A 22,087-nucleotide genomic window follows, 5' to 3' on the forward strand; every position below is an offset into this window, starting at 1 on the left:
AGTTTTAAGTTAATAACTGTTCCTTGAAAATTAAATAGTTTTTATCTTCAAGAGCTACATCAAAAAAATGATGTATGGGTAAAATTTAGTCTTGGATACCGGGGGATTTACCCAGATAATAGAAGTGCAGAAATGGACCCATCGGGAATATGCTTACTCCTCCTGTAGTTCGACCACGTTAAAAGACTGTGACCCAGACCAAAATGCACTGCATACGCACAAGCTGTATCGGTTTCCTTCACTTACCTCTCATAGTGGTGGGAGGGCAGCTTAGATGAAGGTAATCATTGAATACTCATACGCGAGGTTGTGGCTATGTTTTGGACTCTAGGGAGATCCCACAGTATCCAAGCTCATTCCAAATACTATTCAAAGAAAGGAGGTCCTTTCTTTGAGATTATTCGTAGCTATTGATGTAAGCTCTGAAAAACTTGATGTATGTTTTCTTGACAGTCATGACACTGTTTTGAAAGAAATTTGTCTTTCAAACGATGTGAATGGTGCCAACGCCATTAAGAAGGATGTTCTCCATTTTCACCAGTTGTACAACTATAAAAAAATTGTCATTGGCATGGAATCTACTTCCGTCTATAGTTTCCATCCTTCCATGTTCCTAACGGAAGATAAGGATTTGAGGGCTTTAGACGTGGAAGTGGTCGTACAAAATCCAAAAGCCATCCATCGGTATAAAAAACTCTTTGAAGAAGATAAGACCGATAAAATAGATGCTTTCCGTATTGCCGATTTTTTACGAATCGGACGGTATAATAAGTTTCTTATCAAGGAGGAAAAATACGTTGCCCTTCAACGTTTAACACGATCTAGATATCAACTCGTTCACCAGCAAACAGAATGTAAGCAACACTTTCTGAAGAACCTTTACTACAAATGTAATACGTTATCGAAAGAGTTAAATACCTCTGTTTTTGGTGCGACGATGATGGAAATACTCTCAGATTCCCTTTCGTTGGATGAAATCGCAGAAATGGATCTAGAAGCACTCGCTACTCTTCTTCAGAAAAAGGGGAAAGGACGCTTTAGCGACCCGGAAGATTTAGCGAAAACCATCAAGAAAGCCATACGTGACTCCTACCGACTAGGTAAGGTCGTTCAAGACTCTGTGGACGTTGTATTAGCCACTTATGCACGATTGATTCAAACATTGAAAAAACAAATCAAAGAGATAGAAAAAAGCATTACTGCTTTATTCTAAGCCATTCCAGAAGCGAGATATTTAACAAGTGTTCCAGGCATTTGAGTCGTATACGCCGCGGGAATCATTGCGGAAGTTGGACAAATTGAACGCTTTGAGAACGAAGCACAATTGGCCAAATACACCGGTCTTTACTAGAAAAAATCGCAATCTGGAAACTTTGAATCGGAACGAACACCCATGACACGAACGGGAAACCAGTATCTTCGTTATTACATGGTTGAAGCTGCCAACTCTGTACAACTTCGTGAAGCTACTTACCGTGCTTATTATTTAAAGAAATATGATGAAGTTCCGAAATACAAACATAAAAGAGCCCTTGTCTAAAGCCGTAACTAGATTCGCTAAATTGTTTTTCAAATATTGAACCAAGCACTTGACTGATTGCTTGTTGAACAACCCTATCCACTACTGTCGGTATTCCCAATTTGCGCATCTTCCATAAAAAGAGCCAGGTCCATAAAAAAATAAGGACCTGGCTCATAAAGACATCATTATGTAAAGCCGTTAACTTCCCTACGCTGGTACGAGCCAGATTAGGTCCAAAGGGTTAAGAAGTTCACGCGCTTCTCTTTCAGCCTACGCATACGTTAGGCACCCCTAGTTTATCACTGATTTAATTTTCAATACTTTTCCATCATACACCATAATTTGGAAAATTCAAAGTTTATTTCTTTTGTTGTTTATGGAATCATCCACGTTAAATAATAAGCCTGAACATAAGTCATAATACCAACAATAATTACGAAGAACAAACTATGCTTCACTGTAAAACGGAACAAATCCGATTCTTTTCCAGCAAGACCAACTGCTGCACAAGCAATCGCAATCGACTGCGGAGAAATCATTTTACCTGTTACACCGCCTGTTGTATTTGCTGCAACAAGAAGCACTTCAGATACGCCGACTTGCTGCGCTGTAATGGCTTGTAAATTCGAGAACAGTGCATTCGCAGACGTATCAGACCCTGTTAAGAATACGCCAATCCAGCCTAAGAAAGGCGAGAAGAACGGGAATAGTCCGCCAGTTCCTGCTAGTGCTAACGCTAACGTAGAAGATAGACCAGAATAGTTTGCGATAAATGCAAACCCTAGTACGAATCCGATTGATAGAATTGGCATTTTTAATTCACTTAACGTTTCTTTAAATGTCACTACTGCATCTTTTACATTCATTTTCAAAATAAACATGGAAATAATACAAGCAATTAAAATCGCCGTTCCGGTTGCTGATAATACATCAAACTTCAGAATTGCCTCGTAAGGCGTTGGTTTATTTACAATCGGCTCTGCTTTCATTACTAGATTATGCAGACCTGGAATTTCAAACTTAAATACAAGACTTGCTAAAGCCCCTCCTGAAGCGAATAATGCCTTAAAGAAACTTTGGCTCCAAATGACTACCATAACCGTTAATACGATAAATGGAGACCATGCTTTTACTACTTTTCCAAACGTTAATTTCGGCATCGATGCTGCTGTCGTTGTTGCTGCTACTTCACTATTTGCTTGCTCGGATTGATAGATTTCTTTCGGCTGCCAAACTTTTAAGAACAGCGCTAAACTAATTAAACTTACAAGTGCCGATGTAATATCCGGAAGTTCCGGCCCTAAAAATGTCGCTGTAATGAACTGCGTAATTGCAAATGAACTACCCGCTACAAGTAACGCAGGCCACGTTTGTCTTATCCCTTTAAATCCATCCATTAAAAATACGATAAAGAATGGAACAAATAATGATAGGAACGGTAATTGATGTCCAGCCATTTGTCCAATTTTATGTGGATCAATACCTGTTACTTGTCCAGCAACTGTAATCGGAATTCCCATCGCTCCGAACGCCACTGGTGCAGTATTTGCAATCAAACAAAGACCTGCTGCGTATAAAGGATTTAACCCAAGACCCGCAAGAAGCGCTGCTGTAATCGCTACTGGTGCTCCAAATCCTGCCGCTCCTTCTAAAAATGCTCCAAATGAAAATCCAATTAAAATAACGAGTAGACGATGATCGTTCGTAATCGATAATACCGATGCACGAATCACATCGAATTGACCTGTTTTTACAGAAATTTTATATAAAAATACCGACATAATGATAATCCAAGCAATCGGCCATAATCCGTATAAGAAACCATATCCGGTCGCTGCCATTGCCATCGTGAACGGCATTTTATAAGCGAATAACGCTACTAAAACTGTAAGTACAACTGTAATAAATCCTGCCACATACCCTTTCATGCGGAAAACTGCTAAAGCTAAGAAAAAAAAGATAATCGGAATAAGTGCAACCGCTGCCGAAATCCAAATGTTTCCGAATGGATCATAAACTTGTGTCCATGTGTTCATTGTTCTCTCCCCCTAAAAAATCCCCTTTTAAATAGAATAACCTCATCAATAGGCTATCAGGTCATCATACCTTTAAGCCTAAAATAAAAAAAACGTTTAAGAAAACGTTTTCAACGACTTTCATTTATACTGTACCATAACAATTTCTATTAAAAAAGATTTTTTTGAAAATTTTATTATTTAACAGGAAATCTTACAAAATCGTCACGTTCTTGTAATGTTCATCGATAGGAAGTTTGCCAAAATTATTGCATAATAATAGTATAACAACAGAAATTATTCATGAGGTGATATATATGAACGGAAATAAAATATTAGCTGCGTTATCATACTTTAGTGTACTATTTGCCCCTATCTTATTCCCTATTATCGTTTGGATTGTAGGAGACGCTGAAACAAAACCACATGCAAAACGTGCTCTATGGACACACATCATTCCAAGTATTGCTACATTCATTGGCTTAACTATTTTAGGAATTATGGGTCTTGGATCTGATCAACCAGATGTAACACTTGGAATTGGATCAATGATTGTCTTAGCTATTTGCGGAATCATCAGCTTATACTACTTCATCTGGAACATTGTAAAAGGAATTAAAGTACTGAAAGCTTAATTTGAAACAAACGTTTGTTTAAAAAAGGACCCTTGCAAATTGCAAGGGTCCTTTTCCGTTCACTTTATCTTCTGCGTTTCTTCTTTTTTCTCATCATTTTCTTTCGGCGTGTATTCACTTTATCCGCTATAATGTGGAGCGTACTTGCCACAACAATTCCCATTAAGAATGTTACAATTTCAACCTCATGTTTCTTCGCAATTTCTATTAAATTACCATCCAGTGCGATTACATTTAATAGAAATAAAAATGGAGAAAAGACGATTAACATGTACGCAATACGAATCACATCACCAAGTATAATCGTATGCGTAAAGAAAGATCGATGCGGCATTACTTTTTTATAAGGATACCAAAATATACGTAAGAAACCCCATTTGTTATAAGCATTACTGTACGTATCTAAATCTGGTGTTAAAAATGAAGTACCTACTAAAAAACCAATTGCAAAAGTTAATAAAAAATCAAAATTTGTTAATCCATACGAAAAAAGCAAAAACAAAACAACCGGAAGGGATATTAAGTTTATTTTCGTATGCGTTCTTCCTGATGGCATAATGCACTTCCTCGCTTACGTTCGTCCTGTCACCTTATGACAGGTTTCACCTATTGACCTAATTTCTGATCGATAAATGTTGTGTCTATATCCGAACCAAACCATTCTGCCAACTTCACTCGTGCCTTATCTTTCACATCTTCATTGACGTATAACGACACCTGTATTAGTGCGGCCGTTAACGCCCCTAAATCATCCGTATAACCAATTCCAGCAATGAAATCTGGAATCGCATCAATCGGTGCAATAAAATAAGCAAGTGCTCCAATTACAATAATTTTCACTCGTTTTGGAACATCGGGTCTTTGCAAAACGTAAAACAGTAATAAACTTGTATAAATGACCGACTGCCCTGCTTGCTTTGCAACATGTTTTACTTTCTTCCAAAACGCTTCAACTGAAAATTTTTGTTTCATGTAAAAGCCTCCCTATTTTTAAAAAGAAATAAGCTACAATATGTTATCAGTAAAAGTTCATAGAAATTACACAAAACCTATCAATGAACTTTCATTGTAACAAACAAACTAAAAAAGAACAAGTGTTCGTTAATTTTTACACAATTTCCTTCATATAATAGATTTCTAGATAACCCTTACCCATCTTCGTTTCTTATTTCTCAACAAAGAAAATTTTCACTTCTACTTAACATTCTGCTCTATCTTTGTTATATTTTCTAGTTGACGGACATATAAACGAATGTTAAAGTTTTCTCTGGTAGTGACAAATCTTATACAAAAAATGTAAAATGTTATAGTGTTTCTCAGAAATGAATTTTGTTGTATAATACAGAAATGACGTTATGCTTATGAGCAACAAAAGAAACCAAAAGGGTATGCATAGTTATAGTCGTATATGGGTGAATATAGAACCTTTAATTATGGCCAAGAAAACTATGTATTTTTTATTTTAGCATTTTTCGCTCCAAAATCGACCAAGCCTGATAGAGAAAGGGTGGAAATGAATGAAAGAAACCTTGAAATCACAATTTCAAAATGTGCGTTTCACTGTATTCGTAGCATTAGCCTTATGGCTGAAAACTTACATTATTACACGCACAAGCTTTGATTTAAAACTTGAATCTTTCATGCAAGAATTCATTTTATTCCTTAGCCCATTAGCAGCATCATTACTGCTTGTTGGTCTTGCATTATTTGCAAAAGGGAAAAAACGTAACTATATAGCACTTGGAATTAATTTTATCTTAACAATCGTTCTTGTTGGTAACGTAATGTTCTACGGATTCTACAATGACTTCGTTACTTTACCAGTACTCGGACAAACATCTAACTTCGGAAGTTTAGGTTCTAGTGTGAAAGAATTATTTAACTACAAAATAATTCTTGCATTTGCAGACATTATCATATTCTTCGTTCTGTTGAAGAAAATGAAGAACTTTGCACCTACAGAGCGTGTAGCACGCCCGATGCGTTCTCTATACTTCGTATCAACAGTTGCTATTTTCTTCGCAAACTTAGGACTTGCAGAAGCTGAACGCCCAGAACTATTAACACGTTCATTCGACCGCGTTATGCTTGTTAAAAACTTAGGATTATATGTACACCAAGTATACGATCTTGGCTTACAAGCAAAATCAAGTTCACAAAAAGCATTCGCTGACGGTAGTAAATTACAAGAAACAGAAAACTACGTAAAAACAACACAAAGTAAACCAGATCCAAATATGTTCGGTACTGCAAAAGGGAAAAACGTAATTGTTGTCTCTCTTGAGTCATTACAAACATTCTTAATTGGTGCAACAGTTAACGGACAAGAAGTTACACCATTCTTAAACCAATTTACGAAAGAAAGTTATTACTTTGATAACTTCTTCCATCAAACTGGTCAAGGTAAAACATCTGATGCTGAATTCCTAGTAGATACTTCGTTATATCCACTAGACCGCGGTGCTGTATTCTTCACACACGGTAACAATGAATATACAGCAACTCCAGAAATTTTACGTCAGCAAGGGTATCACACGTCGGTATTCCACGCAAACAACGCAACATTCTGGAACCGTAACATTATGTATCCAGCACTTGGTTATGATCGTTACTACAACGAGCTTGATTACAAGATTACGCCGGAAACAAAATTAAACTGGGGATTAAAAGATATCGAATACTTCGATCAATCTATTGATATGTTGAAAGAAGTGAAGCAACCATTCTATACTCGCTTCCTTACTTTAACAAATCATTACCCATTCACTTACGATGACAGTACAAAATTAATCGACGAATATAATTCTGGTGATGGAGTATTTGACCGTTACATGGTAACTGCTCGTTACTTAGACGAAGCAATGAAACACTTTATTGAGCGTCTAAAAGCAGAAGGTATTTACGACAACTCAGTAATCGTATTCTACGGTGACCACTACGGTATTTCTGAAAACCATAACCGTGCAATGGCACAGTTCTTAGGAAAAGAAGAAATCACTGCATTTGACCATATGAACTTACAAAAAACACCGATGTTTATTCACGTTCCAGGTCAAAAAGAAGGTAAAACAATTTCGAAACCAACTGGTGAAATTGACATTAAACCAACTATTCTAAACTTACTTGGTGTAGATTCTACAAATGACGTTCGATTCGGTCATGATGTATTCTCACCTGATAATAAAGGATTTGTTGTTCTTCGTGACGGTAGCTTCGTTACAGATAAATACATGTACACAAACAGTACATTCTACGACCGTGCTACTGGCGAAGTTGTACAATTACCGAAAGAAGAATCTCAACCACTAATTGATCGTGCCCAAAATGAATTGAACATGTCTGATAAAATCATTGAAGGTGACTTACTTCGCTTCTCTGAAAGTAATAAGATCAAAACTGGTGAAGTAAAAACAGCTATTAAAGAAGAAAAGAAGAGCGCTGAGTAATCTCAGCCTCTTTTTTTATTTTCTTCCATACAACTACTTATATTCATTAACTTTAAAATTACATAACCTTTACCAAATATTCACATAGTGTTAATGGAGAATCTCTATAATAAAATATGTAAACAAGGTTCTACATATTTCTTATCTCTCATCTTTCGTAAGATCCCTTAAAGAAATGTGTAAATCTTTTGTTTCTACTTTCTTATAATTGTCTTTCAACATGTTTTGTTTCCATACACAAAGCATTCAACGAGACAATGTCCCTATGAAAGATAGCTACCCTCCTTGTGCAGCATTCCATAAGAATGTTGCTTTTTTTTATCTAAAAGCAGGATTCTCATTCTTATTTTCGAATTTGTATATACAAAATGCTGTAAAGTGAAACTTTAATCAGCCCTCACCAATCGGGCATTTACGGGCATATGTAGAGAATTACTTACATAAAAATTACTATAGTAATTCTTATCTCGCATGAATGAAAGTTTCACGTTACTTACGTACTTACGAAAGGATGGGACGGAAATTGGCATACGAAAAATTTGTACTTTGGAATGATGAAGTTATTGATACAACAAAACAACAAACGTACATAGAACTTGAAGAAAGAGGTTTGCAGTTCGGAGATGGTGTCTACGAGGTTATTCGCCTATATAAAGGGAACTTTCACTTATTAGATCCGCACATAACGAGATTATATCGATCCATGGAAGAAATAGAATTATCGCTCCCTTTCTCAAAAGCTGAACTCATCACTTTACTTTACAAATTAATTGAAAGAAACCATTTCCACGAAGATGGCACAATTTATTTGCAAGTATCTCGCGGCGTACAAGCTCGCACACATATATTTTCATATGACAACCCTCCGACAATTTATGCCTATATTACAAAAAAAGAAAGGCCAGCGTTATGGATCGAATATGGTATACGCGCTATATCAGAACCCGATACACGATGGCTACGCTGTGACATTAAATCATTAAATTTATTACCAAACGTACTAGCTGCTACGAAAGCTGAACGGAAAGGCTGTAAAGAGGCACTTCTCGTAAGGAATGGTATTGTAACGGAAGGAAGTCATTCCAACTTCTTTTTAATTAAAAACGGAACCCTTTACACACATCCAGCCAATCACCTTATTTTAAATGGCATTATTCGTCAATATGTCCTTTCTTTAGCGAATACTCTTCACATACCTGTACAGGAAGAACTTTTCAGCGTTCGTGACGTTTATCAAGCAGATGAATGCTTTTTCACAGGCACAACGATTGAAATTTTACCAATGACCCACCTTGATGGAACCGCGATTCAAGATGGGCAAGTTGGACCTATCACCAAAAAACTGCAAAAATCTTTTAATAAAATCTTGTTACAATCCAATATGTCATCTTCTTAAACACGAATAATTTCTGTCCTTTCATATTCAATATATGCATTTAAATGGAAATCAAGGTGTAAATTTATGCCTTGATTTTTTCTTGTAATCTTTTTGTCATATTCAGATTCCTATATAAGTCTTGACAGTAATCGACATGCTCTTTAGAATTTTTAACAGTTGGTAAATATTTCTTCACTACATTACAGACAGAAAGGAATCGACAAATTATGAAAAAGTATCTTGCCGGTCTTGCGGCAGTGTCTGTAGCAGGAGGAGCAGCACCTACACTTGATAGTGTTCAAGCTGCACCTGAACAAAATACACAAAAAGCTGCTACAACTGTCCAAGCTTCTGCGTCAAACAGCTCATCTTATAAGGTAAACGCGAGCGTCTTACATGTTCGTGCGGGATCAAGCACTTCTCACGACATCATCTCACGCGTTTATAACGGTCAATCATTAAACGTGATTGGCGAAGAAAATGGTTGGTTCAAAATTAACATTAACGGAAAAACAGGCTTTGTTAGTGGCGAATTTGTATCAAAAAGTGGAGCAGCAAACAACAATGTAAGCACAGGTGGAAACAATAAAGTTACTGCTGATGTATTACGTGTACGTACAGCTCCTAACACATCTAGTTCTGTTTCTGGACGTGTATATGAAGGACAAACATTAAACGTAATTGGACAAGAAAATGGTTGGGTGAAAATTAACCATAATGGACAAGTAGGTTATGTAAGTGGCGAATTCGTATCTGGCGTTTCTTCTAATGGGGGTTCTTCAAACAACAATACGAATAATAACAACCAAGAAGTAAAACCAGCAAGCGGAAACTATACAGTAAATGTATCTTCCCTTCGCGTTCGTACAGGTCCTAGCACTTCTCACACAACTGTAGGTTCTGTCAAAAAAGGACAAGTAGTACAAGTTGTCGGCGAAGTTCAAGATTGGTTCAAAATCAATTACGCAGGACAAACTGCTTATATAAGCAAAGACTACGTAACAAAAGGCGGTTCTAACGAAAACGTTACAGAAGGCAACAAACAAGAGCAAAACAATAATAATGGAACTATTCAAACTGGTGGTTCTTACGTAGTTAACGCTACATCTTTACGTGTTCGTACAGGCCCTGCCGCTTACCATAGTGTAATTGGTGGCGTTTTAAACGGTACAACATTAAACGTAGTTGGATCTGAAAACGGTTGGTTTAAAGTAAATTACCAAGGAAAAACAGGCTTTGTTAGTAGCGAATTTGTAAAATTCGTTAAAGGTGGCACTACTACTCCTGAGCAACCAAAACAACCTGAAAAACCTAACCAAGGTGCAATTGGCGACTATTACATTAATGCTTCTGCACTAAATGTACGTAGCGGCGAAGGTACAAATTATAGAATCATAGGCGCACTTCCACAAGGTCAGAAGGTTCAAGTAATCTCTGAAAACTCTGGATGGAGCAAAATTAACTACAACGGTCAAAATGGTTATATCGGAACACGTTACCTATCTAAAACACCAGTTGGAGGCGCAGTAGATAATAAGCCTAACAATAACCAAAATAACAATCAAAACAATAACAACAATAATAATACAGGCAATAATAGTGGCGACAGTTCTTCCGTACTTGCATATGCAAAATCAATGCAAGGTGTACCATACGTTTGGGGCGGAACTTCTGCTAACGGCGTAGACTGCAGTGGCTACATCTACCACGTATTTAAGAAATTTGGTCATAACATTAGCCGTCAAAGTGTTGCGGGATATTGGAGTAGCCTACCACAAACTTCAAATCCACAACCAGGTGACTTAATTTATTTCCAAAACACTTATAAATCAGGTCCTTCTCACATGGGTATTTACCTTGGGGGCGGATCATTTATCCAAGCTGGAGATAAAGGTGTAGCAATCGCTTCATTAAGTAACTCTTATTGGAAGAGCCACTTCTTAGGATACACGAAAGCACCTTAATTAATAGTTTCCAAGCCTTCTAGTTTACTAGAAGGCTTTTTGCTATGAGTTCAACATATTACTCCCTTTCTCCTACCTTCTCTCTATAAAAATAATGTATCTATTCTTCCATTTCATACACTTTATTCTGCAAAAATAATCCATAACGTTATCATAATGTATATATTCTCATAAAAAACATAACCTATTTCATGTCCATTCATTTCATATGTGTTTTTTTGAAGAATTTTCTTTTTATTTAAACTTTTCGTTAGACGTTTGACCTCCGATGTCCATTATGATAAGTTACTTAAGATGTATATTCGCAAAAGTATAGACAACTGGTTTATACACTTTTTTTACTATGAGGAAGGAGCATACACTGCATGAATCTTTTATGGGGAATTGGCGGCGTGATTGGAGTATTAGCAATTGCTTTCTTACTATCTTCCAACCGCAAAGCTATTAATTGGCGCACAATTTTAATTGCGCTAGCATTACAAATGTCATTTTCATTTATCGTATTACGATGGGATGCTGGTAAAGCAGGTTTAAAACACGCTGCTGACGGTGTTCAAGGATTAATTAATTTTTCTTACGAGGGAATTAAGTTCGTTGCTGGGGATTTAGTCAACGCAAAAGGACCTTGGGGATTTGTATTCTTTATTCAAGCACTACTTCCAATTGTATTTATTAGTTCATTAGTAGCAATCTTATATCATTTCGGTATTATGCAGAAATTTGTTAGCGTCGTTGGTGGTGCATTAAGTAAACTTCTTGGAACTTCTAAAGCAGAAAGCTTAAACTCAGTAACGACTGTATTTTTAGGACAAACTGAAGCTCCAATTTTAATTAAACCTTACTTAGCACGCTTAACAAATAGTGAATTCTTCACTATTATGGTAAGCGGTATGACAGCTGTCGCTGGATCCGTTCTTGTCGGCTATGCAGCAATGGGTATTCCGTTAGAGCACTTATTAGCAGCTGCAATTATGGCAGCTCCATCAAGCTTATTAATTGCAAAACTAATCATGCCAGAGACAGAAAAAGTAGATAATAACGTTGAACTTTCTACAGAACGTGAAGATGCAAACGTTATCGATGCAGCTGCACGCGGTGCATCTGAAGGTATGCAACTTGTTATTAACGTAGCAGCAATGTTAATGGCTTTCATCGCATTAATCGCTTTATTAAATGGATTATTAGGATGGGTTGGTTCTTGGTTCGATATTAAACTTAGCCTTGATTTAATCTTCGGTTACTTATTATCACCATTTGCAATCTTAATCGGTGTTTCTCCAGGTGAAGCTGTACAAGCAGCAAGCTTTATCGGTCAAAAACTTGCAATTAACGAATTCGTTGCATACGCAAACTTAGGGCCACACATGGCAGAGTTCTCTGACAAAACAAATCTAATTTTAACATTTGCAATCTGTGGATTCGCAAACTTCTCTTCTATCGCAATTCAATTAGGTGTAACAGGAACTTTAGCTCCTACTCGCCGTAAACAAATTGCACAATTAGGGATTAAAGCAGTTATCGCTGGTACATTAGCGAACTTCTTAAACGCAGCAGTTGCAGGTATGATGTTCCTATAAACTTATATAGAGTCTTCTCTTTCTCCAAGAGAAGACTTTTTTCATACAATCCAAACGTATTATATATATCTATCAACCACCTTATCCCAAATATAAGAACATTATGATACAATAATGTTTAGATCTTTTTATTTTTCTGATGAAAATAGAAATACTACTTGTTGTTGCCCTTCAAAAGAATTTAACGACATAGTCAATTTCTTAATAATTGCGCATACTACAAGTATCTATGGATGAAATAGCTTTAAGGAGGAAAGTTTTGTGAAAGATAAGTTCTATAAAATCCTCTCTATGTGGATTCTACAAATTGTATTTTATTTTACTACTGTACATGTGACGAATTATAAGCATGCGCTCATTTTTACAATAATATACGTAATCGTAAATGTACTATTCTTATTTTTAGCTGACAAAACAGCATTTATTTTCTTCATACTAGGAACCATCATTTCCGTATTTTATTTATTTTATGAAGCATGGCTTCATTTATGGAGTACATCAGTTCAATGGCAATATATGATTACCCACTTCCTGATGGCAGCTAACTTCTTCATTGTATACATAACAACTCACCTATTGAAAAAAGTGATTCATGAAAATAAAACTTTGACTGAGCGTGTGAGAACGTTGGAACAATATATTGGAGAATCAAAATTACTAACGAGACAAGAATTCGAGAGACGCCAAGCGTTATTAACGACTGCAATGAATCGTCGTAACGAAACAGGCATTATTGTTTACTTTGATTTCACTTCCTTTAGTAAATATACGAAGGAAAGTGTTATGGACCGTGTAGCTTCCTTATTAGTTGAAACCGTAAGGAATGATTTTGACCTTGCTGCTGAATATGATAATAATACGCTAGTTATTTTATTACAAAACACAAATGAAGCTGGTGCTGATATTGTAATGAACCGCCTAAAGCCAAAAATGGAGCAATGGCTTGCAGCTGAAGCAATCCGAGATATAAAAATTTCACGTGAGCAAATTGGAAACAAAGGACAGACATTGTTATGATGACTCTCGTTATACTTCTTTTATTTCTTCTGTTTTGCGTACTCGTTTTTTGGATCAGTATCACATTTTCAATTAAATATGTTCTTATTTTTACGGCCTTTCTATTCTCTGGCTTACTCGTTTACTACTCTTTCTTAACAATCGCGGGCTTAATTCACCGAAATAGTAAACGAAAAGATCGTACGCTAGAACATTATCCGAGCGTTGATATTTTCATCCCTGCTCATAATGAAGGGGTCGTTATTAAAGATACTTTAGAGGCAATGGCGAAGATTGAATATCCAGGAAAGCTAACCATTTATCTATTAAATGATAACTCTCAAGATGAAACACCTGAAATCGGCGATGATTTCGACAAAGCTTATGCCCACATTCGTCACATTCGTGTTCCGTCCGGTGAACCGAAGGGTAAATCACGCGTATTAAACTACGGCCTTAGTATTTCAGATGGTGAATACTTCTGTGTGTACGATGCAGATAACCAACCTGAACCACACGCACTGCGAATGCTTGTAGAGCACGCTGAAACAACTGAAGATGCTGTTGGGGCTGTTGGACATGTTCGTACAGTAAACGAAAAAAGAAACTGGCTGACGCGAATGATTTCGCTAGAATTTCAAATCTTCCAGCTCCTTATGCAATCTGGACGCTGGTTACTATTCCAAACAGGCTCACTGACAGGAACAAACATGCTTCTTCGTCGCTCTGCACTAGAAGAGCTTGGTGGCTATGACCCTTATGCAATTGCAGAAGATGCCGAATTAACATTACGAATTACACAAAAAGGTTATCTCTTACCAATCGTCCCAGAATCAGTTACTTGGGAACAAGAACCAGAGCATTTAAAAATCCTTATTAAACAACGTACACGTTGGCTCCAAGGGAATTTATACATTTTAGAAAAAATGTTCTCATCATTAAGTTTCTTTAAAGGAAAACTTCTCGTCCATTCCTTACAACAAGTTCTAGTGTATGTTGTATTTTGGCTATTCCTAATCATTTCGAACGTTTGGTTTGTAATTGGGCTACTCGGGATATTCCAAATTCAATATAGCATTCCGCTACTATTTATGTGGTATGTCGCATATATTACATATGTTTCTCAATTATTTAGTGCCCAGAGTGTCGAACGAACCTTTACACCGACTAATATTTTTATTAGCGTTATTATGTACTTTACGTACGCACAGCTCTTTACGTACTTATTTATTCGCAGCTTAATCTTATACTTACGTGCGAAGAGCAAGAAACAGGTCATTGGCTGGGATAAGACAGTTCGATTTAAAAAAGATAAATAAAAATAAGCACAGAGCGCCGTATGCTCTGTGCTTATTTATTGCCGTATAAATTATATATCAGACAATACCCCTTAGCTGAAAGTAATTTCACGTCCATCCCCCAACGAACGATCGACCTTCATTTATATACGAAAAAGTGATTGCTATTTTTGTAGAACCAATTGCTTCTCTTGCTGTTCTTTGCGCGTTTCAGTCTTAGGTTCCGTGCTTTCTTGGACACTACGATGTGCCACACGTTTCAAACAAATATGCTTCCACTTTCTTTCGTAACGTTTCATTATTCTAGATGTCCCCCTTGAATGCGCTTTAAAACTATTTGAAATCGCTTACAGGAAATAATATAGCACATATATATAAACGTGACAACACATTTCCGACATATTTTTGACAAAAATACGAATAGAATTCGTAAGATATCGAATATTGTCGAAACCTATCGTTTTTTCTTCGTATAAAAGGCATACTACTTATATGGTAAAGTATTTTATTTCCCCTACCCGCATTTCAAATTCCTTCTATATAAAGTGAAACTTTCATTAGCCATCACCAATCGGGCTTTTACAAGCAGCTCGACTTATTTGCTTTTGCTGAATTTTGAGGTGGGGTTCTTACTGCTCAGCAAATAGAGGGATAAAAAAAGAGCTGATATGAAATCAGCTCTTTTCCTTCTATTATTAATGACGCTTCATACGTCCTTCTTTTTGTAACTCTTTAAATAATGCTGCCATCATAAAGAAAATAACAAAGACGAACGGGAATGCTGCAATGATAGCTGCCGTTTGTAAGGCTTCTAATCCGCCAATATATAATAGCGTAGAAGCTATCGCGGCTAGAACGATACCCCAAATCATTTTAATACGATTTGGTGGGTTTAAACTACCATGTGTCGTTAACATCCCTAAAACGAATGTTGCAGAGTCTGCAGATGTAATAAAGAATGTTGCAATAAGTAAAATACCTAAAACCGATAAAGCTGATCCAAAGCTGCCCATCTGATCGAACATAGCGAATAATCCTACTTCTGTTCCCATTTCTTTCACTTTGTCGAAGATATGTGCATCACCAAACAGCTCCATATGAATACCAGTACCGCCGAACACAGAGAACCAAAGTGCACCAATTACGGTCGGCACAAGTAACACACCGATAACAAACTCACGAATCGTACGACCTCGTGAAACACGAGCAATAAACGTACCTACGAATGGTGACCATGCAATCCACCATGCCCAATAGAAAATTGTCCACGATTGAATCCATTGGTTTCCACCTTCGTCTAATGGACTTAAACGGAAGCTCATGCTTGGTAATTCCTGAATATAAGAACCGATTGTTGAAGTGAAGTAATTCATAATAAAGTTTGTTGGACCCGCAAATAATACAATAATCATAAGTGCAAACGCAAAAATAATATTCGTATTACTTAAATATTTAATTCCTTTATCAAGACCTGTTTGCGCAGATAACATAAATAATACTGTTACGATTGCAATAATAACTAACTGAGTCGTTAATGAGTTCGGGATAGATGTTAAATAACTAACACCACCTGCAATTTGTTTTGCACCGAGACCTAATGATGTTGCAACACCAAACACAGTTGCGAAAACAGCTAACACATCAAATGAATGAGCAATACGCCCGTGTTCCCCGCCCTTAAATAACGGGCCTACTGTCGCACTAATCGTACTTGCTTTTCCTTTTCTAAAGGTAAAGTAAGCAATACATAACGCTACAAACGCATATAGTCCCCAAGGATGTAATCCCCAATGGAAAAATGAAAAACGCAGTGCAAGGCGCGCACTTTCCTCAGTTGCACTATCCCCAAACGGAGGTGCGTATAAATGGTTTAATGGTTCGGCAACGCCCCAGAAAACTAAGCCAATACCCATACCAGCACTAAATAACATAGCAAACCATGTCATATAACTATAATCAGGTTCGTCATCATCTTTACCTAAACGAATAGAACCGTATTTCGAAACAATTAAAAAGATAGATACACCTAAAATAATAGAAACGGAAATAATATAAAACCATCCAAACTTACTAACTAATGCAGTTTGAATTGCGGTTGTTACATTTCCTAAGCTACCTTTTCCAATAATAGATTCGGGAATAATCCCCCAAATTGTAAATGCAATACATAATGTTAATGAAACGATGAATGTTTTTGTCAGTTTCCTCATCAAATCCCCCTTCGTAGGTTTCGTTTTTGTAAATAACATAAATTCCGATATGTAAAATCGGATAGAAAACTATAATTTTGCGGTGATTTTCTTACTTTCACCTTCACCAATTCGAATTCTTATGGACAGCCTTACCTTTCGTATAACCTTTTCACTCTGCAAGAGCTACAAGTTAGAAATACTGCTGTCAAATTGTGTGAGAAAAACGCGGATAGGAATGTATTTTCCTAAAAAAGGATGTGTTACATATGTAAAAAAGGGCAAAGTTCTTCCTTGCAACCCTTTCGTTTTGTAACAATTATGCGGTTTTTTTGCTAGTATATAGCACGTGTTTATAGCTTCACAAACAAAATGTTTATGTTTATATAACTATATTACCCATAAAACGGTAAAATACTCAAGGAATGTAATTGTTTAGTAAACATCATGTAACATTCCTGTAATGTTTTTATTTACGACGAAAAAAATATGTTGTATTAAATATTTTGAATATAACTAGAAACCTATGAGTCATATAGAATGAAAAACGCTTTCCTATATTTTTTGTTATATTACAGGATGTTAACGACTTATTACGAATGGTTTGTAATTGTGTGTTTTCCCTAAATCCGAAAAAATCTGTTGCTATAATGAGGACACGAAAACAAACGCAATGGAGGCTATCATGAAAAAATTAATTGGAATAGCAACAGCAGCAGTTTTTGGTCTTGGGATTTTCACATCATCTGCTAATGCAGAAACTGTTGTAACAACAGACGTACTAAACGTACGCGAAAACCCTACTATGGAATCAAAAGTTGTCGGTAAATTACTAAACGGTAATAAGATAGATGTTCAAAATACAGAGAACGGATGGTCAAAAGTTACTTTAGACGGTAAAGACGCATTCGTAAGTGCAGAGTTCACAAAAAGCATCTACTACGTAACAGCTAACGTATTAAACGTACGTGCTGAAGCGAACACAAACTCAGAAATTCTTGGAAAGTTGAAGAAAGACGATGTAATCGAAACAACGAACCAAGTACAAAATGAGTGGTTACAATTTGAATATAACGGGAAAACAGCTTATGTTCATGTTCCTTTCTTAACAGGTACAGCACCTGTAATTGAGAAACAAGAAACGACTGTTCCTGCTAAAGCTGAAGCACCAGCTAAGGCTCAAGCACCTGCAGCACAAGCAAAACCAGCTGCTAAGCCTGCTGTGAAAGCTGCTGAAACTAGCACACCATCTGGTGGTCGTGAGTTAACAGTTGTAGCTACAGCATATACAGCTCACCCGAGCGAAAACGGTGGCACATATGGCGGCCGTGTATTAACTGCAATGGGTCATGATTTAACTGCGAATCCAAACATGAAAATGATCGCTGTTGACCCGAAAGTAATCCCATTAGGATCTAAAGTATGGGTAGAAGGTTACGGAGAAGCTATCGCTGGAGATACTGGTGGTGCAATTAAAGGTAACCGTATCGATATCTTACTTGGATCAGATAGTGCTGCTCAAAAATGGGGACGCAAAACTGTTAAAGTGAAAATTTTAAAATAACCAATGACTGCTAAATTACAAGCCGGTTCTCTTTATTGAGAGCTGGCTTTTATTTATTTATAATACACATAAGGAGGCTATGCCCATGAATGTACAAGCAAAAGTAGACTGGATTGGTACGCCAAAACCGTACATATATAAAGATGAAGTAACATATAACGCTACTTCTATTGATTTCTCACTCGCTGGCGATGATAATCGCTATAAGTTAATTGTGCTCAAGTCTGAAAACAATACACATTACAAAATTGTGCAATATGGAATAAAACCAGGCTCTCAAAAACCATTTCCTATCGACATTCCATTTGAACAAAATATGTTGCCAATTATAGAGCAAATATTACATGATTCGTATGTACAATCGATATTAAAGGAAACGCACTCATAATTAAAAAAAATATATCAACGATTTTCCGAATATATCTATCATAAATCGCAATATATCAACGATTTTTCAATTATATCTATCATAACTTACGATATATCAACGGTTACACGAAATATCGATTTAGCTACAAAATAAAGAAGCTGTTCAAATATTGAACAGCTTCTCTCATATTAACGAGTTGGACCAGATACATCTTCTGATTTCAACGTATTATTTGCACCAAGAGAATGATACAGCATCTTTCCATTTCCATTCACAGTTACAATATGTTCGTTATTAAAACTTTTGAACTTCACAGATCCATCACCGTAACGAATGTGATACTCTTCATATGTCGTTACTTTATATTTCGTATCACTTTGACGCTCTACATTACGAACTTCCATCGTTAATAAGTCTTCTGTAATTCCTTTTTTGTGTAAATACTGTATATAATCACGGTCTTCCTTATACGATTTCCCGCTCTTATCATAATTATTTTCAATTAAACTAAAATCATTTAATGAAATTGCACGTACGTTATCATAAATATGATTTTTTACAAATTCGCCCACTGCTGAATTTGATGTTTCTTTCGGGAATTTTAAGTAATACGTGCTTTGGTCTCCAATTTTAATACTTTCAGATTTCATCACACCAAAATCAGTAGTTTTCTCTAAATGTACTTCTACTGTTTCATCTGTGGATACAGGACCAAGCTTATAACTTCCATAACTTAATTTTCCACGTTTTTTCCCGTTCACAAATACAGTTGCATCACTTTCATCAGAAGAAATGCTTACATACTTGCCTTCAAGCGATAAATCAATTTTCACTTTCTCACTCTGCTCATCCGCTAAATCTACTTCTTTCTCTGTTTCTAATTCAGTAAGTTCTGTCTTCGCCGTTGCCTTTACAACATATGTACCTGGGAAGTATGGCCCCAATTCTTTCGAATTTTTATCACTAGAAAGCTCTGTTTCTTTTTTGTCATTCACATATATTTCTGCATTCTTTGCAGTTGTACTTACATTCATATAATAAGATTTCATGCTGAACTTATACTTTGGATATAAGAACCACTCTTTTCCCTCTTCTACTATTTCCCCGTCTTTAAATGCAGGTTTATCTTTTGTTAACTTTTGATCTACTGTCTCTTTCTGTAAATAAGACAACAATTGTTTGTTGTAAGAAGGATTCTCTTTTAAATAACGCATGTACGCTTTAATATCCTCTGTCTTAATCTTTAAGCTTGAATCATTTGCTTTCACAAACTCATCAATTGCGTTAATATCTTTCTTTTGGAATGCTTCAATCATTACATTTACTTGCTTTTCTTTTGAAAACTTATATGCTCCAAATTTATATGCCCCAAATAATAAAATAACAATAATAGCAAAACCAATGATTAAAAATACATTTTTCTTACTTTTCACTGGTTTTGTCTCGCTTTGTAATTCTGTATATGAAGCAGCAGTGTTATCAACGATTACTTCTACTTTACTCCCACACTCAGGACAAAAGTTTAAATGGTCTGCAACGTTCTTTTTACATGTTCCACAAAACTTCAACGTGCTCTCCTCCTATTTTTTAGCTAATTTCATTCCAGCAAATGCTGCTACATATGTCACAATCAAGCTAAACAAAGTTAAATATATAAATGAATTTTGCATAGATAATACCGTTCCACTTGTTCCAAATAAACCTGTTACAGTTCCTGAAACATTAATTTGGAACTTAGAAATCATATTCATTACAATCATCATAATTGTGTAAGAACCACTGCATACCGCTAATGTAATATATATATTGGCAGTCGGTAATTTAGCTAACTTTCTTCCCGCTCTAAACATAAAGAACAATGGAATAATAAGCAGTAATAAACCATAATGGAATACGTTATTCACTTTATCAAATTCTGCAAGGCTTTCCTCATTTGCTCCTTTTGAAATCAATATCTCTCTGAGCTCTACGCCATTTACAGAGACGCCTGATATAAATGAAAACGATAGTGTGCTCTCATATGCTTTTGATTTCTTACCAATTCCAGTAAATTCCTTACTAAGTGCTGGACTTGATACTTCTAACGGCGCAAAATGAGCCATACTCCATAATTGAGGTGTTAACTCTAATGCTAATAATGTACTTTCAGATTTTAAAGTTGTTATTTCTTTTAATGGTTCAATACCATCTTCCTTACTTACTAACGCCATAATACAAACCGCTACCGCTGTTACTAAAAGTCCTTTTATCATAGCTGAAACACCGTAATAAACAGACGCTCCATATGGCATTAACTCTTGAAATGCTGCTGCCATATTGTTTTTGCTTGTATGAGCAATAAATCCTAATAAGGTAAATAATGTCCCACATACAAAACCACTCAATAAACTCTTAATCGCTGAATAGCCAACCGTAATCTTACCTGCATCTGAGAATGGAATTGCAAAAGATTGTGATGCTATAAAACTTATAATGAATAAAAAGACGCCATAAATAATACCAACTGTTGATGCCATAAAAATTTGATCTTTAATCGTTTTCGCAACATGCTGCTTCCCTAACCAAATTCCTGTACCAGCGAAAATAATAAATGGAATGATTAATAGTAATGTAAATGGAGTATGCCAAGATAAAGAAAATATCAATCCACTATCGTCGTTAGCTGTAAAACCAAGTAAATGATAACTTAACATCGTAGAAGTTGCACTCGAATAAAAATTCGGCAACATATCTAATTCTTTCGCAAATTTGCTAAACATCTCACTTATTATAGAAGCAAATAATAAACTACCAATCCAACCAGCAATTAACATGAGAATACTTGCAACAGCCCCACCAATCAAACCTTTTTGTAAAACGGCTTTATCTGCTTTAAATTCAACTTTAGGAGCACCATCCATTGTAGGCAATTTTACAGATTGTTCTTTTTTCTTCGCAACAAATAAAGAATACCCACACTTTTGACAATATAAATTTTTTTGAGCATTTTCATTGCCACAACCTTTGCAGTATTTTGCAGTATCTTTTTCTAATGTTATTGCATCTATAGCTCCTGCAATCTCCATACTACCTTCATTTGGACAATAATTTACTTCTTCACCATGTTGTTTTCCACATGTGCGACAATACATTT

Annotated in this window: 16 protein-coding genes, 1 pseudogene and 1 riboswitch; of the genes and pseudogenes, 11 read left to right on the top strand and 6 right to left on the bottom strand. The window is 36.0% G+C overall.

The genetic code is table 11. The features are described 5' to 3' along the window. The first annotated feature begins 391 nt into the window (after nucleotides 1-391). Together MHH27_RS26990 and MHH27_RS32090 are read left to right on the top strand one after the other, a co-directional pair. Nucleotides 392-1,213, top strand: coding sequence for an IS110 family transposase (locus tag MHH27_RS26990; RefSeq protein ID WP_445688596.1), 822 nt, complete (start codon nucleotides 392-394; stop codon nucleotides 1,211-1,213). Nucleotides 1,214-1,273: 60 nt separating this feature from the next. Continuing rightward, nucleotides 1,274-1,540: pseudogene (locus MHH27_RS32090) on the top strand (transposase); the annotation flags it as partial. Nucleotides 1,541-1,709: 169 nt separating this feature from the next. Next, nucleotides 1,710-1,825: riboswitch (TPP riboswitch) on the bottom strand. A gap of 71 nt (nucleotides 1,826-1,896) precedes the next feature. Here MHH27_RS32090 and lldP read toward each other — a convergent pair. After that, nucleotides 1,897-3,558, bottom strand: coding sequence for an L-lactate permease (lldP, locus tag MHH27_RS27000; RefSeq protein ID WP_098235701.1), 1,662 nt, complete (start codon nucleotides 3,556-3,558; stop codon nucleotides 1,897-1,899). A gap of 296 nt (nucleotides 3,559-3,854) precedes the next feature. Here lldP and MHH27_RS27005 point away from each other — a divergent pair, with 296 nt between their 5' ends. Continuing rightward, nucleotides 3,855-4,172 (top strand): DUF4870 domain-containing protein, encoded by a 318-nt coding sequence (locus MHH27_RS27005; protein WP_001014092.1) that lies wholly within the window; start codon nucleotides 3,855-3,857, stop codon nucleotides 4,170-4,172. A gap of 64 nt (nucleotides 4,173-4,236) precedes the next feature. Here MHH27_RS27005 and MHH27_RS27010 read toward each other — a convergent pair whose 3' ends face one another. Then, entirely contained in the window at nucleotides 4,237-4,728 is a 492-nt protein-coding gene (locus tag MHH27_RS27010; protein WP_001139059.1) for a metal-binding protein, read from the bottom strand. A gap of 50 nt (nucleotides 4,729-4,778) precedes the next feature. Further along, nucleotides 4,779-5,144 carry a YkvA family protein gene (locus tag MHH27_RS27015; RefSeq protein WP_000810378.1) on the bottom strand — a complete coding sequence of 122 codons (366 nt, stop codon included), beginning with the start codon at nucleotides 5,142-5,144 and terminating at the stop codon, nucleotides 4,779-4,781. A gap of 545 nt (nucleotides 5,145-5,689) precedes the next feature. Here MHH27_RS27015 and MHH27_RS27020 point away from each other — a divergent pair. The 6 genes from MHH27_RS27020 to MHH27_RS27045 all read left to right on the top strand — a co-directional run bounded on the left by MHH27_RS27020 (nucleotide 5,690) and on the right by MHH27_RS27045 (nucleotide 14,852). Then, entirely contained in the window at nucleotides 5,690-7,618 is a 1,929-nt protein-coding gene (locus tag MHH27_RS27020) for an LTA synthase family protein (protein ID WP_000665343.1), read from the top strand. A 511-nt stretch (nucleotides 7,619-8,129) separates the two neighbouring features. Next, complete coding sequence (locus tag MHH27_RS27025; RefSeq protein ID WP_075717958.1) at nucleotides 8,130-9,014, top strand: D-amino-acid transaminase; 885 nt, start codon at nucleotides 8,130-8,132, stop codon at nucleotides 9,012-9,014. A gap of 209 nt (nucleotides 9,015-9,223) precedes the next feature. Further along, nucleotides 9,224-10,960: a C40 family peptidase gene (locus tag MHH27_RS27030; RefSeq protein WP_000760290.1), complete on the top strand. Its 1,737-nt coding sequence runs from the start codon at nucleotides 9,224-9,226 to the stop codon at nucleotides 10,958-10,960. A 365-nt stretch (nucleotides 10,961-11,325) separates the two neighbouring features. Beyond that, complete coding sequence (locus MHH27_RS27035; RefSeq protein ID WP_001051020.1) at nucleotides 11,326-12,537, top strand: NupC/NupG family nucleoside CNT transporter; 1,212 nt, start codon at nucleotides 11,326-11,328, stop codon at nucleotides 12,535-12,537. A 261-nt stretch (nucleotides 12,538-12,798) separates the two neighbouring features. Continuing rightward, a complete protein-coding gene (locus tag MHH27_RS27040) occupies nucleotides 12,799-13,554 on the top strand; it encodes a dGTP triphosphohydrolase (protein WP_340944664.1) in 756 nt (251 codons plus the stop codon). Then, complete coding sequence (locus MHH27_RS27045) at nucleotides 13,551-14,852, top strand: glycosyltransferase family 2 protein (RefSeq protein ID WP_000988755.1); 1,302 nt, start codon at nucleotides 13,551-13,553, stop codon at nucleotides 14,850-14,852. Before MHH27_RS27040 ends, MHH27_RS27045 begins: the two co-directional genes overlap by 4 nt. A gap of 674 nt (nucleotides 14,853-15,526) precedes the next feature. Here MHH27_RS27045 and opuD read toward each other — a convergent pair. Beyond that, a complete protein-coding gene (opuD, locus tag MHH27_RS27050) occupies nucleotides 15,527-17,041 on the bottom strand; it encodes a glycine betaine transporter OpuD (RefSeq protein WP_001229103.1) in 1,515 nt (504 codons plus the stop codon). Nucleotides 17,042-17,705: 664 nt separating this feature from the next. Between opuD and MHH27_RS27055 the strand changes: the two genes are divergently transcribed. Further along, nucleotides 17,706-18,584: a cell wall-binding protein EntA gene (locus tag MHH27_RS27055; RefSeq protein WP_098508387.1), complete on the top strand. Its 879-nt coding sequence runs from the start codon at nucleotides 17,706-17,708 to the stop codon at nucleotides 18,582-18,584. Nucleotides 18,585-18,669: 85 nt separating this feature from the next. Then, nucleotides 18,670-18,972, top strand: a complete 303-nt coding sequence (locus MHH27_RS27060) for a DUF3910 family protein (RefSeq protein ID WP_088025154.1) — start codon at nucleotides 18,670-18,672, stop codon at nucleotides 18,970-18,972. Nucleotides 18,973-19,142: 170 nt separating this feature from the next. Here MHH27_RS27060 and MHH27_RS27065 read toward each other — a convergent pair whose 3' ends face one another. Then, entirely contained in the window at nucleotides 19,143-20,522 is a 1,380-nt protein-coding gene (locus MHH27_RS27065) for a zinc ribbon domain-containing protein (protein WP_098284356.1), read from the bottom strand. A 12-nt stretch (nucleotides 20,523-20,534) separates the two neighbouring features. Beyond that, complete coding sequence (locus tag MHH27_RS27070) at nucleotides 20,535-22,085, bottom strand: zinc ribbon domain-containing protein (protein ID WP_098508389.1); 1,551 nt, start codon at nucleotides 22,083-22,085, stop codon at nucleotides 20,535-20,537. Between the last annotated feature and the right edge of the window lie 2 nt (nucleotides 22,086-22,087).

The sequence above is a fragment of the Bacillus sp. FSL L8-0152 genome, assembly GCF_038006365.1.
Classification (GTDB): Bacteria; Bacillota; Bacilli; order Bacillales; family Bacillaceae_G; genus Bacillus_A; species Bacillus_A cereus.

Excerpts from the sequence above, each read along its gene's own strand:
- MHH27_RS27020 (WP_000665343.1), top strand. The coding sequence starts at position 5,690 with ATGAAAGAAACCTTGAAATCACAATTTCAAAATGTGCGTTTCACTGTA.
- MHH27_RS27025 (WP_075717958.1), top strand. The coding sequence starts at position 8,130 with ATGGGACGGAAATTGGCATACGAAAAATTTGTACTTTGGAATGATGAA.
- MHH27_RS27055 (WP_098508387.1), top strand. The coding sequence starts at position 17,706 with ATGAAAAAATTAATTGGAATAGCAACAGCAGCAGTTTTTGGTCTTGGG.
- MHH27_RS27015 (WP_000810378.1), bottom strand. The coding sequence starts at position 5,144 with ATGAAACAAAAATTTTCAGTTGAAGCGTTTTGGAAGAAAGTAAAACAT.
- MHH27_RS27035 (WP_001051020.1), top strand. The coding sequence starts at position 11,326 with ATGAATCTTTTATGGGGAATTGGCGGCGTGATTGGAGTATTAGCAATT.
- MHH27_RS27030 (WP_000760290.1), top strand. The coding sequence starts at position 9,224 with ATGAAAAAGTATCTTGCCGGTCTTGCGGCAGTGTCTGTAGCAGGAGGA.
- MHH27_RS27010 (WP_001139059.1), bottom strand. The coding sequence starts at position 4,728 with ATGCCATCAGGAAGAACGCATACGAAAATAAACTTAATATCCCTTCCG.
- MHH27_RS27060 (WP_088025154.1), top strand. The coding sequence starts at position 18,670 with ATGAATGTACAAGCAAAAGTAGACTGGATTGGTACGCCAAAACCGTAC.
- MHH27_RS27045 (WP_000988755.1), top strand. The coding sequence starts at position 13,551 with ATGATGACTCTCGTTATACTTCTTTTATTTCTTCTGTTTTGCGTACTC.
- lldP (WP_098235701.1), bottom strand. The coding sequence starts at position 3,558 with ATGAACACATGGACACAAGTTTATGATCCATTCGGAAACATTTGGATT.
- opuD (WP_001229103.1), bottom strand. The coding sequence starts at position 17,041 with ATGAGGAAACTGACAAAAACATTCATCGTTTCATTAACATTATGTATT.
- MHH27_RS27070 (WP_098508389.1), bottom strand. The coding sequence starts at position 22,085 with ATGTATTGTCGCACATGTGGAAAACAACATGGTGAAGAAGTAAATTAT.
- MHH27_RS27005 (WP_001014092.1), top strand. The coding sequence starts at position 3,855 with ATGAACGGAAATAAAATATTAGCTGCGTTATCATACTTTAGTGTACTA.